The 13,215-nt window shown below is 57.5% G+C and carries 14 protein-coding genes; 9 read left to right on the top strand and 5 right to left on the bottom strand.

Annotated features, from left to right (window positions below; all coding sequences use genetic code 11):
• Positions 1–367, bottom strand: a 367-nt coding sequence (locus tag P3T40_RS44540) for a transposase (RefSeq protein WP_429274028.1), incomplete at its 3' end; no start/stop codon positions are given.
• 1,625 nt (positions 368–1,992) lie between these two features.
• On the opposite strand from P3T40_RS44540, the gene P3T40_RS44535 reads away from it, so the two are divergent.
• The 8 genes from P3T40_RS44535 (at position 1,993) to P3T40_RS44500 (ending at position 8,135) form a co-directional block, all read left to right on the top strand.
• On the top strand, positions 1,993–2,355 hold the full coding sequence (locus tag P3T40_RS44535; protein WP_429274027.1) for a hypothetical protein: 363 nt from the start codon (positions 1,993–1,995) through the stop codon (positions 2,353–2,355).
• Positions 2,356–2,426: 71 nt separating this feature from the next.
• Positions 2,427–4,028 (top strand): AAA family ATPase, encoded by a 1,602-nt coding sequence (locus tag P3T40_RS44530; RefSeq protein WP_429274026.1) that lies wholly within the window; start codon positions 2,427–2,429, stop codon positions 4,026–4,028.
• Entirely contained in the window at positions 3,988–4,344 is a 357-nt protein-coding gene (locus tag P3T40_RS44525) for an AAA family ATPase (protein WP_429274025.1), read from the top strand. The genes P3T40_RS44530 and P3T40_RS44525 overlap by 41 nt, the downstream gene beginning before the upstream one ends.
• 289 nt (positions 4,345–4,633) lie before the next feature.
• Positions 4,634–4,921: a hypothetical protein gene (locus tag P3T40_RS44520; RefSeq protein WP_429274024.1), complete on the top strand. Its 288-nt coding sequence runs from the start codon at positions 4,634–4,636 to the stop codon at positions 4,919–4,921.
• 538 nt (positions 4,922–5,459) lie between these two features.
• Complete coding sequence (gene tnpA, locus P3T40_RS44515) at positions 5,460–5,855, top strand: IS66-like element accessory protein TnpA (protein WP_429274023.1); 396 nt, start codon at positions 5,460–5,462, stop codon at positions 5,853–5,855.
• Complete coding sequence (gene tnpB, locus P3T40_RS44510) at positions 5,840–6,199, top strand: IS66 family insertion sequence element accessory protein TnpB (protein WP_409372287.1); 360 nt, start codon at positions 5,840–5,842, stop codon at positions 6,197–6,199. Before tnpA ends, tnpB begins: the two co-directional genes overlap by 16 nt.
• Positions 6,200–6,250: 51 nt before the next feature.
• Positions 6,251–7,849 carry an IS66 family transposase gene (tnpC, locus tag P3T40_RS44505; RefSeq protein WP_429274022.1) on the top strand — a complete coding sequence of 533 codons (1,599 nt, stop codon included), beginning with the start codon at positions 6,251–6,253 and terminating at the stop codon, positions 7,847–7,849.
• Between the two features lie 70 nt (positions 7,850–7,919).
• On the top strand, positions 7,920–8,135 hold the full coding sequence (locus tag P3T40_RS44500) for a hypothetical protein (RefSeq protein ID WP_429274021.1): 216 nt from the start codon (positions 7,920–7,922) through the stop codon (positions 8,133–8,135).
• 219 nt (positions 8,136–8,354) lie between these two features.
• On the opposite strand, the gene P3T40_RS44495 is transcribed toward P3T40_RS44500, so the two are convergent.
• Both P3T40_RS44495 and P3T40_RS44490 read right to left on the bottom strand, forming a co-directional pair.
• Positions 8,355–9,467, bottom strand: a complete 1,113-nt coding sequence (locus P3T40_RS44495) for an ImmA/IrrE family metallo-endopeptidase (RefSeq protein ID WP_429274020.1) — start codon at positions 9,465–9,467, stop codon at positions 8,355–8,357.
• A 15-nt stretch (positions 9,468–9,482) separates the two neighbouring features.
• Complete coding sequence (locus tag P3T40_RS44490) at positions 9,483–10,184, bottom strand: hypothetical protein (protein WP_429274019.1); 702 nt, start codon at positions 10,182–10,184, stop codon at positions 9,483–9,485.
• Positions 10,185–10,487: 303 nt separating this feature from the next.
• Here P3T40_RS44490 and P3T40_RS44485 point away from each other — a divergent pair, with 303 nt between their 5' ends.
• The gene (locus P3T40_RS44485; RefSeq protein WP_429274018.1) at positions 10,488–10,859 is read left to right on the top strand and encodes a hypothetical protein; all 372 of its coding nucleotides are present in this window, start codon (positions 10,488–10,490) and stop codon (positions 10,857–10,859) included.
• A 7-nt stretch (positions 10,860–10,866) separates the two neighbouring features.
• On the opposite strand, the gene P3T40_RS44480 is transcribed toward P3T40_RS44485, so the two are convergent.
• Positions 10,867–11,691 (bottom strand): hypothetical protein, encoded by an 825-nt coding sequence (locus P3T40_RS44480; protein WP_429274017.1) that lies wholly within the window; start codon positions 11,689–11,691, stop codon positions 10,867–10,869.
• Positions 11,692–12,059: 368 nt separating this feature from the next.
• Complete coding sequence (locus P3T40_RS44475) at positions 12,060–12,809, bottom strand: hypothetical protein (protein WP_429274016.1); 750 nt, start codon at positions 12,807–12,809, stop codon at positions 12,060–12,062.
• Positions 12,810–13,215: the final 406 nt, after the last annotated feature.

Genomic DNA, 13,215 nt, shown 5'->3' with positions numbered 1-13,215 from the left:
ACAACTTTCGCGTCAGGTCATGCTCGACCAGCAGACGACGGAACTTCAACAGCGTGGTTGCATCCGGCGCGTTCTCAACGGCCAGATCGATGCCGGCGAAGGCGCGCATCGCAATGCTGTCGTACAGCGCGTCTTCCAGCGCTTCGTCCGACAACCCGTACCACTGCTGCAGGAAGTAGATCCGCAGCATCCGTTCCAGGCCAATCGGCGGACGGCCTCGTTCGCCCTTCGGGTAATACGGCTCGATGACCGACAGCAACCGCGACCAAGGGACGACCTTCTCCATCTCGGCGAGAAAGCGTTGACGCTTGGTCACCCGCTTCTTGCCCGCACTTTCCGCTTCCGCAAAACCGATCTGCCGCTGCATCGTCATGGGTCCGTTCCGTGAACTCCTTTCTACAACGTCCTCGGCTATCTTATCGATGACCGCCGAGCCTGATAAATCAGCGTTTCCCTAGCTCCGCCCGGCGCTATTGACGTAGTCCGTTCATGAGGTTGCATTCGTTCAGCGTCACGAGACCCTGAAGGCGTAGTCGCTTCGACCATCTCGCCTCCTGGCTATGCCCGCATAACTAGATATAACGGAGTACGAATGAAACTACTGATTTAGCTCATCGGATACTTGTTCCCTCGTGAGAGCGGTTACCTCTCGATTCTATTGCCCGCAATTTTCGCTTCGACAATCAGCTGTGGCCTTGTCGCCGCAGCACTTTGGATTGCACACGCCTCACCCACACCAGTGACATCAAACAAGGTGCATCGAATTTTTCCAGACCAGTGCACGAAAATTTGCGTCGAGCCTCTCCGCAAATAGCCACGCTCTACGAAAGACTTCTACAATCCCGCAAGGAAATCGCTTATGCGGGTTCTTTAGGTCTCTTCTACGGTTACACCGAGTTTTCACTGTCAATTGACACGCTGAACGTTCGATTCGCTGTCTCCCCCTTCATTTATGCGAGACAGTGAGAATCCGGCCGACAGATGCTTTTTCGTCCGTACGCCGAGGCTTTGCGCGATATGTCTTTCACCCAGTAGAAAGAACATCACCGTCGTGACTTGACACGACACAGCGATGCACGAGAAACGTTCCATTTCGACGATTAAATTCACAGGCATCCCAACTAAAACGGGACACGCCTCCTTCAGGAACAGCCCCCATCCTCTCCTTTTTCCTTATCGACCCGCATCGGCTTCCTCGCGGACTTATCAATGTCCCGACGGCGAACCGTACTCCAGTGCCAGCGTACTCACGAGACATAACGGTGCCGGGAAAACAGAGTTGCATCTTAAACAGTCCATGTGATTCTGGATTTGTCCTGTGCAGCATCACACACGGGGCTGGCTATCGGGCGTCGACCAGATCACGCATCTGTTAGCGGCCTGTTTCCGCTCCTGACGCCCGATGACTCCAATGAACCAATTTTATCTAGGACACCTCCATGGCCAATCGCCAAAAGAACCTCTGGCAGGTATTCGTCGACGAATGCCGAGATTGTCTCCTCGACTGTTTCTCACCATTCATTCTTCTGGCGCGATGGCTACGACGCCTTGCGCGCAAGTGAAACGTTAACGGCAAATGCACAGGGGCACCGCATGCAAACAAAAGGCTTTATTGCAGACAACGGCCGGGCGGTCATGAAGGTCGTGACCGACACGGGTGTTACCGGATATATCGACACCGGCATCCCGCCCGGAGCGATTGAAGCGTTATATCGGCGCCTGAGTGCAGACCTAAGGCGTCCGATCGCACACTCCCGGCGCATGCTGCGGCAGAACCGGCGTCGCACCACCAGGCCGATGCGTAAGCGTACACGCCGCTGGAAACCGGGCCCGCATCAGTGGCTGCCAAGACGCGGTCGTCCGCTCATTGTGCTTCGTTAGTCTCAGCAATTTGCAATTACCTCGACCCATGGGAACCTGGATCTGTTGGCCCCGTCGCGACGGCTCGTCGTGCGGCAACAGATCCAGTCCACTACCTAAATGGAGCACCACATGCAAAACGATCAACAGCAAACGTCACTGTTTTCTTTCATCCACCCGGACCACGCGTGCCTTCCCCTTCCAGTCAGGGCATTTTTCAACACTGCGGCCACATTGATTTTTTTAGCCCCGGCTCTTATGGCCAGCACCTCGTGCCTTGGAATCCTTCTGGGTCTCACTGGCCTGCAGGAGGCCTTTCCGACCTTGTCGCAGGGCATCGCCCTAGGGCTAATCGACGTGATCAAGGGCTGCACAATCGGATTCACGGCCCTTTTGCTAACGGTGGTTTTCTACGAACGCGAGCAGCTCGCGCAGCTCACCCGCGAGGACATGTATCGCACGATCGAGGAACAGATCATGCCTATGTTTCGCTAGGGCCTCGGGTATATCTGCACCTGCATTCAGTCTCTTCCCTATAACTCACCCCCTTGTGCGGAAAATCATCCATGAAGGATGCCATCGTATTCTCGCTCCGCATGCTCCCTGCGATCCTGACTGGCACCCTCATGGGTGGCGCCGTTGGATCCGTTCTTCACCTCCATGGCATGCATCGACTGCTTGCGATGCTGGCCTGCACAGGCCTGGCGTTCGCGCTTCACCATTTTGTCCGCGTTGCCCGCTGGCTGATGATGACTGGGACCTTCGCCATGCTGGTGCTTGCGATCGGCCAGTATTCCGTGCTTACCGCCGCTCTGGTCGGCGTCGGAATCGTACTGTGGCTGACATTACGAGCCGGACATTCGTACCGCAAGTTCAGCCAACCCACCCAGCCAACCGTACAGCAGACTGCCGCACACTCGCAAACCCAGCAAGCGCCCGATCATGCGACGCCCCAGCAGACGTATTCTTTGGACGACCGTGTACTGCGCGCCCGGTTCTCCTTTGACGCCCTCACGGGCATGGCCGACACAAAGAGCCGGTTGCTCAATGTAGCACGAGAAATCCTCTCCGATCCCGCACAGGCAAGAAACGGCATCCTGCTCTCCGGCGAACCCGGCAATGGAAAGACCATGTTTGCCGAAGCACTCGCGGGTGAATTGCGGATTCCGTTCTTCTCCATTTCCTACCAGGACATCGCCTCGAAGTGGGTCAACGAAACACCTGAGCGCGTAAAGGCAGCGTTTGCGCAGGCCACCCGGTTAGGTCAGGCTGTCTTCCTGATTGACGAAATTGACAGCTTCATTTCTGGGCGAGGTGCACATCATATGGTTCGGGATCTGACCAACACGATGCTCACCGAAATCGTCCGCCTGCGAGGCACCAAAATCATCCTGGTCGCGGCGACGAACGATCTCGAATTGCTGGACGGCGCCGCTGTGCGTGAGGGGCGCTTCGACTTCAAGATCGAGGTGCCGCCGCCAGACGCACCCGCACGTGAAGCGCTGCTTTCCCGCTCAGTCTTCAAGGCGCTCGGACCCAACGCGCTTGGCTTGCCCGTGCTGAAGAGTCTTGCTACCCGCTGGGATGGATTCAGTGCGGCACGTCTGATGGCCATTGGACCTCAGCTTGCCGACATGCGGCGCGAAGGCCTCGTCGGAAATAGCGTGGTGTCGTTCGATATCGCCATGCGGGCCATGCGCCGCATCCAGGGATCAAGGGGACATCTGCCGGAAAAGACCAAGACGATCGAAGAGATCATCATGCCCGATCGCTCGCGTGACGAACTTAAAAGGCTCGCATTGCGCCTGCGCCATGTCCACCGCATGGAGCAGCTCGGCGGCGCGCTTCCCCGTGGCGTACTGTTCTATGGCCCACCAGGCACTGGCAAGACGCAGGCAGCGATGGCCATCGCAAAGTCCAGCGGTTGGGCCGTTCTTAAGACAACGGGTGCGGAACTCCTCGCCAGTCATTCCGCGTGGACCCAGCTATATCGCCAGGCGAAGAACCTGCGTCCGTGCATCGTGTTCGTCGATGAGGCCGAAGATGTTTTTCGGAATCGATCCGTGTCTGCCGTTTCATCCTTGACCAACCGGATTCTGGCTTCGATCGACGTGCGCCGATGGTCGCGTGCCCGACGTGCTGGTGATTGCCGCCACCAACCATCCTGAAGCGCTGGATCCCGCAGTGCTGCGCGGTGGCCGTCTCGAGCAGAAAATCCGCTTTGACGTGCCGTCACGCGAGTCGCTTGCGGCGTACATTCGCTCCCAGTTGAGGGTTAAGGCTGGAACCACCTTTGCGGTTTCGCGGCAGGCGGTGGAGTGCGTAATCACGGCGCTAGAAGGTTGTTCGATCGCCGATGCCGACGCAGCGTTGCAGCGCCTCATCGACGACGCAGCGGAGCGGCATATTGAGTCGGGTGACACCACCATTACAGTTGCCGATGTGCGCGCAGCACTGTCGACGCTGGATATTTCCATGTGTTGAAACATCGGAAGTGTGTTGGCTACGGGAATGTGACCTTTGACGTCCAGCATCCTGCCTACGGCGATTGCAAAGCATTGAATTGCACCGGTCCCCTGCCATTGCCTTCACTCTGGGGGGGCGCGATGCAATCCGCAGCAAGATTGAAGGCGTCTGGAAAAGTTAGGCACAGGTTCAAAACGTATTTGAACCGGGCGAAATGCGGTCTGGGCCTGCCAGATCGAAAGCCCTTGGGCTTGACATGCCAGCTCCAGGACGAGTCCAGCGATTCATCAAACATAATTGGAGTGCCATGTCCGTACGCGTGGGTATCATCCAGTACGACGATGTGCCAGACGACGGTGTGATCGGCGAAGGAGCTTTTGTGCCCGTTGACGGCAGCACAATCATCAGCCCACCGGATGGCGGCTTCGGCATGACGGGATGCACGTGCTTCACGAGGCACTTTGTTCAACGCCTGTTCCCCCGCGACGCATCCGGTACGGTCTTCGGGTACATCGTCGAATTCGGCTCACGCGAGGATCTCGAAAAGGCGAACTTCGAACAGGTCGCACTGTTAGCGCAGAAAGCAATGCATTGACAGGTTGAGCTCTGGTGCCATACCGCTTGTGCAGCTCCCGAATGAAAGGCTCGCGGCGCGGATAGGCGCCGGTTCGTGATAGCGACACCGCAGGGCGCAGCACTTCGGATGCGGCACGGACAGGTCTGCTGTGTTGCCATTCTGGCGACCCTATGCGGCCGGACTTAACGCCGTCGTCCCCACGCCAAGAGCGCAGCATCTTTCGAGCGCATCGAGGTTCCGGAAATCCGACCCGGTAGATGCGCGGTTGGGCAGTATGCCGTCCAGTAGGTTGCGCCCTTCACCGCGTCTAGCTGCTTGCTGCGGCGCGGCCAGGGTTCGTGATTCGCTTGCGCGCCCAATACGCGCTCCACTCACTAGAACGGAATGACGAAGAGATTGCGGACCAACGCGCACGGAGTCCCGGTCATGTCAATCAGCATATCCTTGCGCGGGCGCACATGCAGTGTAACCGTCCGACCCTGACCGTATAGACGCCTGATGAAGGCGAAGCCATGCTTTCCCGGGGCACAAATGTGACTGTGTCCACAAAGGAATCATGGACACAGTGACTGAATTCTCCGAAGTCAAAGTCGCCCGGAAGTATCGCCGGCGTAGCGTGGACGAGAAACGCCAGATCGTCGAAGAGACGTTATCCAGTGGTCGTTCGGTGGCGGAGATTGCACGCAGTCACGAATTGAACGCGAATCAGCTGTTCGACTGGCGTAAGCAGTATCTGGATGGACGACTTGGCGTGAACGGTCACGAATGCGCGTTGCTGCCGGTCACCGTGAATGACGCTAGCGACAGCGGCGTGGCCGAACCGGCAGCATCTACGCCTTCGGCACCGGTGTCCGGCAAGATACGCATCCAGTTGCCACGAGGCGAGATAGACGTTGAAGGGAGCGTTGATCCCGACACGCTGCGCGTGGTGATCCAGTGCCTGAGCCGATGATTGGTCCGCTCACAAACACGCGCATCTGGGTTGCCGCCGGATTTACGGATATGCGCTGCGGCTTCGACGGCCTGGCCGCGAAGGTGCAGACCGTGCTGGCGAAGGATCCATTCTCTGGCCACATCTTCGTGTTCAGAGGCAAACGTGGCGACCTCATCAAGTGCCTGTACTGGCGCGACGGCGGCCTATGCCTGTTCGCCAAACGCCTGGAGCGTGGGCGCTTTGCGTGGCCTCGTGCTGACGGCGGTGTTGTTTCGCTGACCAGCGCTCAACTCGGCCTTCTACTCGAAGGATTCGACTGGCGACAGCCCGTCGATGCAGCGCGCCCCTGCAGTGCTTTGTAAACGTATGTGACAACCCGGGCGTAGCGCAATGCACGCGCGTAAACTGCCTCCATGGCATCCAGCGACGCTACGTTTCCAGACGATATCGAGGCCTTGAAGGCTCTCCTGCTCGCGCGTGAGGCTGCGTTACGTGAGCGCGAAGGCGAGCTCACGGATCTGCGCGACACTGTAACGACGCTCCAGAAGACACTCTCCGACCGGGCGCTCGAGATCGAGCACCTGAAGCTGTGGATCGCGAAACTCCAGCGCATGCAGTTTGGTCGCAAATCGGAGAAGATTGATCGCCAGATCGAGCAACTCGAATTGCGTCTCGAAGATCTGCAGGCCGACGATGGTGCGGCGACGGTCGACGCACCGACAAGGCCCCGCTCAGAAGCTGGCAAGCCGACGGGACGCAAGCCACTTCCAGAACATCTACCGCGCGAAGATGTTGTTCATCATCCCGACGACGCCTGCTGTCCGCAATGCGGTGGCGCGCTTGGCGACCTCGGCGAGGACGTTTCCGAGCAACTCGACTATGTACCGGGGCATTGGCGAGTGATTCGTCACCGCCGACCCAAGAAGGCCTGTAGCTGTTGCGACTGCATCGTGCAGGCGGCTGCGCCCAGCCGGCCAATCGATCGCGGCATGCCCGGTCCCGGATTGCTCGCGCATGTTCTGGTCGCCAAATTCTGTGACCACCTTCCCCTGTATCGACAGTCAGTGATTTACGCGCGCGACGGCGTGGAACTCAGCCGTTCGACACTCTCGGACTGGGTCGGCCAGTGCAGTGCGTTGCTCCGGCCACTCGTAGAGGTCGTTCGCCGTTACGTGATGGCCGCCCCGAAGATCCACACGGATGACACGCCGGTACCTGTGCTCGAGCCCGGCAATGGCAAGACCCGTACCGCACGTCTCTGGACATACGTTCGGGATGACCGGCCGGCTGGCTCGAAGGACGCGCCGGCGGTCTGGTTCGCATACAGTCCCACACGGGCTGGTGAATATCCACAGGCCCATCTGAAGGACTTCAGGGGAACGTTGCAGGCCGATGCGTTCGCGGGGTACAACGCGATCTACGAACGTGGTGATGTGCGTGAGGCTGCATGCATGGCGCACGCGCGCCGCAAATTCCACGATCTGTTCGTCGCACGCAGGAACGAGGTTAACACTGAAGCGTTGCGCCGGATCGGCGAACTGTACGCAATTGAGGCCGCGATTCGTGGCAAACCACCAGACGAACGAAGACGTGTCAGGCAGGAGCAGGCGCGTCCGTTACTCGCTGCCTTCGAGATCTGGCTGCGCTCGACATTGGGTGCGGTGTCGCAGAAAGGCGATACCGCCAAAGCCATCAACTACGCGCTGAATCAGTGGGCAGCGCTCGCGCTGTACGTCGATGACGGCGCCGTGGAAATCGACAATAACGCAGCCGAACGCGCTTTACGTGCCGTCGCTCTCGGCCGAAAAAACTTCCTGCACTTCGGTTCCGACAGCGGCGGCGAGCGCGGAGCCGCTATCTACACTCTGGTTGGTACCGCAAAACTGAATGGCCTTGATCCCGAGGCCTACCTGCGCCACGTCATCGCTCGCATCGCCGAGCATCCCGTCAATCGCGTCGACGAGCTGTTGCCATGGGTCGTCGCCGATCAGCTTCACCACGACGCCGCCTGAACTCAACGCGCTGGGTTCAACTGTTCGATATCAACATGCTGTCAAGAACGGTCGTGGTCGGACGGTTACCATGCAGTTCCGAAACGATGTTCACGACTTCTTCATCCAGTTCATCCAGTACGACGGACAGCGCATGGTCGCCATCGTAGTTAAGACTGCTCAGATCTCGCTTGAGCTGCTGCGCACACAGGCCAGCATTCAGCACCGTCGTACGTTCGTCGACCAACCCGCGGCGATGGTTCCGCAGTACCTGCAGATACTGCAGCAGATCCAGGCGCAGGCGTAAAACCTGAAGCCATTCAGGCGCTTTCGCATCCCACGGCAGGTTGTGAAGACGCAAGCCGAACATCACCGCCTACGGCAATTGACGCTCCGCCCATACAAGCGCTGGCGTGCCGATCGGAAGTAGGGAACATCACCTGCACTGAGGTACTGCGTCACTTGGTTCGCAAGTTGCTCTGTGACGTGCGGCATGACCGATTGCTCGCCGGCAGGAAAGCCGTCTCTACTTGAAAAGCTTCAGTTTGGGTGGCGACGATGGCTTAGGAGCTACCCGCCCGCTTCCTCTTGCCGTGCTGCTCACACCCGAAATGGTCAACCCAAAGGTCAGGTTGTCGATATCCTGCTGCGATAGACACAAGTCTCTTGCGACATCGGTCCGGCTTATACCTTCGTTTCGGAGCGAGTCGAACACCTTTCGAAGAAGTTGCGACGATTCCGGTCCCATTGGATTTGGCTCTGATGTTCGATAGCCGTGTTTTGCTATCTGGATACAGAGATTGCGATAAGCCCATTCGGTAAACAGGCCGAGCTGGTTTATCCGAAACGCAAGGGCTGCGAGAGACACGCCCCATACGCGCTTCATCTCGATGAGCTTGCCCATTGTCAGGAGACCAGCCCGGTTTCCGGTAACGCTGTCTTTAGGCATCAGGAAGGCGCCCGCGAATGCGTTAGCTTCTTTCTCCATTTCCGGGCTGTGCGCTTCGCCGTGCAACATGCTGTGTCGGTCACGCACAAGGTGGCCCAGTTCATGAGCAGCGTCGAAGCGGCTATGTTCCGGTGTCTTGAAAGTGTTCAGAAAGACAAACGGCCGCTCCTTATGCCATACGCTGAATGCATCCACTTCCTTCGCTTCGATTGCCAGGGAGTAGACACGCACGCCTTTAAGTTCGAGGAGGTGTATCAAATTGGAGATGGGCGCCTCGCCGATGCCCCAAATACGCCGCAAGGTCGCCGCTGCCTCTTCGGGCGACAGGTCGCTCAGGTCGGGTAAATCAGCTTCGGGCAGCCGAAAGCGCTCCTCAATCCAATCGTTGAGGAGGAAAGCCGTCGTCCCCGACCCGAGGGCGGTACGCTTCAGCGTTGCGGACATCTTGGACATCGAGCGGAAGCTGGCTGTGTGTTCGTTGATGACCGGCAAATCATCTCCGAAGAAGAACTCCTCGGGAAATCGCAGTAGCTCGCACATGTGTGCGAGTCTCTCCGGTTCCGGAGCATACTCGCCCGACTCATACCCCTGGATCGAACGAACCTGCACGCCAAGCTCGTTCGCCAGGCGCGCTTTGGTCCAGCCACGGCGCGTGCGGGCAAATTCCAATCGTGACGGGTTCATATTCATTGATTCTCTACTTCTCTAGCTTGCGTTGCGACGCTCCACGGGAACTTCAACCGGGGTCGGCGCTATAGGTGCGTCAATGCGAGCATCGTATTCACCGTCAGGGTGAATGGCGCCAAGGATAATTCGCTGAGTCCAACCGACAATCTTCTTGCGTTCGAATTTTGAGGGTAGCGAAAGCTCAGCCCGCAATTCCGTACGACCGTTTTTTTCGACTCCAACGTGGTATAGCAACACCCACATTTGTGTGCCGTTGCTTGCGCGTTCAAGCTTTGAAATCATTGCTCTCTCGAACAACTCGTAGTTGGCCGAAACCGCCTGCTTGAGGACGACTCCCTTCTGCGCCTGATTAGTTGGAAAGCCTTCAACGACCCCGGTGTCGGCATCGCCGGTCATCACCAGGATAGCAACTGCTTTATCCGGAGACAAGATGAAAGGACAATTCTGGGTGTCCTTCTTTATCCATTCACGTTCAATCAGCGCGGTGCGAAGCGCAAACACGGCTGCATGCCAATGAAACGTGCCGGCGGAAGTTGTTGGGTGAGCCGGCGTCACGTCCAGCCGGGCCCTGTACCCATGTTCGTTCGCTTCGCGGAACAATGCCTGGTCCAGACTGCCATGCAGGTCAGACAGCCGCGCCGATACAAGCACGGGGTCAACGACAACCTGACAGGCAGGCTGTTCAGCCGGCATCGGGATGCCATCAAGAAATCCAGACAAGGGTGCCTCCGAAGGCGATTGACTTCCGATTACTGTACCACAACCGGAGGTTGAAAAACCGGAAGTCGGTGAGCCAGCAAACTTGCCCCGTAGGCGAGTAGCGAGAGGTCTGTTCATCTGCCCGACCATTAAAACCTTTCTCATCTGGATAGCGTCAAGCAGGACTTCCGGTTTACCGACAAACATCTTGGCCGGCGCATTGACTCATCAGAATTGCAACTCGCGCTGACCTGTTGCCTCACGTAGTTTGCTACCCGTCGGATTGTCCGGCGGGAGCGGCACGAGGTGACGAGGCGAATCAGCATGACGACACGCAAGGAGTTGGTGGCAGCATTGCAATTGCGGTATGGCGGCGCGACGTTCGGTGACCGGATCAGGATTCTCGATGAGTTCGTGGCTCTGACCGGGTATCACCGCAAGCACGCCATCCGGCTGCTACGGGAAGAGCCCGGCGCGGCAAAGGGGACGCGCGAGCGCAACCGGCTCTACGACGAGGCGGTACGTCAGGCGCTGACGGTATTGTGGGAAGCAGCCGACCAGGTTTGCGGCAAGCGACTGAAGGCGTTGATCCCGAAGCTGGTTCCAGCGTTTAGCAGACGCGCCCGGAATCGTTCTTGCGGCTATCTCACGCTTTGCCTTATCGTTGGCGATCGTGACATCGTCGCTGCCGAGTGAAGGTCGGTCAGACGTCGCATACTACGACGTCCTTGATTCGCAGGACCGACTCACCGCCTTCCGAAATTAGTGGTGTCGTCTCAATCAAACGCTCCAACCAATCCTTGATCTTAAAGAGGAAACGAAGATCATCATTTGAATCGAGTTCCCCTTGTACTTGTAACTCTACATCGAACACCTGACTAATCTGAAGCGCAACCAGACGGTCCTGAAGCTGGCGAACCATGTCGAGAACAACGACCGCTGCCCCCTCGGCGAGCATGTTGCTGAGTTCGCGTCCGCGGTACGCCGGAGAAACGAAAACCCCCCAGATCCTTACATCCAGGTCAGGCGCGGCATCCCCAAGGGAGTAGGTTGCAGTGGTCGTGACGGCACAAAAGCCAGCTACTTTCGTCGGTGAGCATAGCACCAGCCGGTAGCTTTGGCCGGCGCAGGCGTATTCATGCTTGGGAAATGTGACATTGAAATCCCAACTTCCTTCTGCGCATGGCCACAAAGCAGCCTCGCCGGCTAGACCCGAGGTCTCCAGGAGCATTTTGTCCGAATATTTCATCTTGTCCAGCTTCCGTGCGTCGCGCACCTCCCTGCGCAATGCACGCTCCGTTTTGCGCAGCGACTTGCCAGGGGGGCAACTGGAAAATACCGCCCATTCCCACAATCCGTCGACAGGTCCCGACGAAACCAAAGGCTCCTCAGCACTGACCGTCAATTGAAATGGATGCGCCAATGCATAGCCGATCGCCTCATCAGCCAATGCACTGGCACCTCCGGTAACAAGACGGGCAAATTTACGATTCGCCCAATTTTCATACTGCTCCATATTTTCATCCATTAAAAATCTCTACTATTTAAGCAGTACTGATGTATAGCGTTTCATTGATATCTCAAATCAACAAGGTGGAGCGCCCACACACTCTACAAGCAGTCGCTAGCTCTCAAAACGCACTTCACGCTCAAGAGAATCCAGGTAGGCCACTCTCTCGTACTCCGCGGACATCAACCTGTACTGCAAAATTCTGAACTGCAATACTTCCGCGTCGGATCCCTCTTAGCCTTCGCGTTGCGGTTTGAGACGCTTCGCGACCATTGTGCTTTGAAGCCCGCGACGGCACTCCCGTAGACACGCTGCGATGTTCCACCTCAGAGCGGGACATGCATGCGGTCGTGGCGCCGTCAGTTTCTAGCACTGCCAGGCGTAGTTCAGGCAACGTCATACACCTCCACCCTCTTGACACGGAGAACCGCCTCACCGTTTTCGCCGACCAGAGGCTCGTCTTCCATCAGCCATTCCAACCATTTCCCAACCTCGTTGAGGAAGCGCAAACCGCCCTCAGAAATAATTTCTCCCTGCACCGGTAATACAACGTCGAATGTTCCGCGAACGCCACTCGCGATCAGACGGGCCTGAAGCTCGCGGATCAGTTCGAGTGCGACGACGGCTGCTGATTCGGCTAGCATGCGGCTAAGCCCACGGTTGCGATACGCTGGATCAATAAAAGCAGTCCGAATATCCACAAGCAGGTCAGGCACATCACTTCCAGAAAAATTTGTCACGGATGTCGAGACCGTGCAAAACCCGACGGGTCCTCTCTGAGAACACACGACCAACCGGAAGCGCTGTTCGGCGCTGACATAGCCGTCCTGCTTGTATTCGACATCATCGTTCCAACTCCCGCCCGTATACGGCCACGGGCCCGACTTTGCCAACAAATCATGGTCCGTCACGAACCGATTGTCCACATAAGTTGACCTATCCAATTCCCGCGCTGCACGCACCGCCGCCTTGCGCAATGCACGGGTGGTTGCGCGGGCCGACTTGCCGGGCGCGCAGTTGGAAAAGACAGCCCACTCCCATGGATTTCCTGGCGCGCTATCCGCAGACAGGGGCTCTGCCAGATCACCCCTCAAAGGAAAGGGGTTAGCCAAGGCTTGGGCAATCGCTTCACTCAACGAACGCGGCTGTTCACCGGGACACGGGCAGCCTGTGTCCTCGTTATCCTCGCGTCCATCATTACTTTGTTTTCCAGATAACATTAAGTGCCTTCATTTAAATAGGACTACGAATTTATCATATTACTTACTCAGGCATCTTCTGCATCGCTCGCGGTGTTTAGCTCATGGACAACCAGCCGCGTTTCAAACCGCAACACAACCGTCTAGCATGCCACCAAACTTCTAGCATGGAACATACAGCAGAGCATGGGCGCGTAGTCGATTGACTAAATCTATTCGGTATCGCCGCGCGTTGCAATACAAACGCCTTAAGGCTACGCTGAAAAAGGTCAACGCCACTGAGCCTTCAATCGTTAGATGCGCATGAAACAACAGACCCTTGCGATGGCGGCCGATCAAGGCG

The organism is Paraburkholderia sp. EB58, from assembly GCF_050436665.1.
Classification (GTDB): domain Bacteria; phylum Pseudomonadota; class Gammaproteobacteria; order Burkholderiales; family Burkholderiaceae; genus Paraburkholderia.
The sequence above is the reverse complement of the archived record's forward strand: the minus strand, read 5'-3'. Positions and strand labels throughout refer to the sequence as shown.

What these genes read in the sequence shown, in the direction of transcription:
- P3T40_RS44520 (WP_429274024.1), top strand. Translation starts at nt 4,634, where the DNA reads ATGTCCGTACGCGTGGGTATCATCCAGTACGACGATGTGCCAGACGAC.
- P3T40_RS44535 (WP_429274027.1), top strand. Translation starts at nt 1,993, where the DNA reads ATGCAAAACGATCAACAGCAAACGTCACTGTTTTCTTTCATCCACCCG.
- P3T40_RS44485 (WP_429274018.1), top strand. Translation starts at nt 10,488, where the DNA reads ATGACGACACGCAAGGAGTTGGTGGCAGCATTGCAATTGCGGTATGGC.
- P3T40_RS44480 (WP_429274017.1), bottom strand. Translation starts at nt 11,691, where the DNA reads ATGGATGAAAATATGGAGCAGTATGAAAATTGGGCGAATCGTAAATTT.
- P3T40_RS44530 (WP_429274026.1), top strand. Translation starts at nt 2,427, where the DNA reads ATGAAGGATGCCATCGTATTCTCGCTCCGCATGCTCCCTGCGATCCTG.
- tnpA (WP_429274023.1), top strand. Translation starts at nt 5,460, where the DNA reads ATGGACACAGTGACTGAATTCTCCGAAGTCAAAGTCGCCCGGAAGTAT.
- P3T40_RS44495 (WP_429274020.1), bottom strand. Translation starts at nt 9,467, where the DNA reads ATGAATATGAACCCGTCACGATTGGAATTTGCCCGCACGCGCCGTGGC.
- tnpC (WP_429274022.1), top strand. Translation starts at nt 6,251, where the DNA reads ATGGCATCCAGCGACGCTACGTTTCCAGACGATATCGAGGCCTTGAAG.
- P3T40_RS44500 (WP_429274021.1), top strand. Translation starts at nt 7,920, where the DNA reads ATGCAGTTCCGAAACGATGTTCACGACTTCTTCATCCAGTTCATCCAG.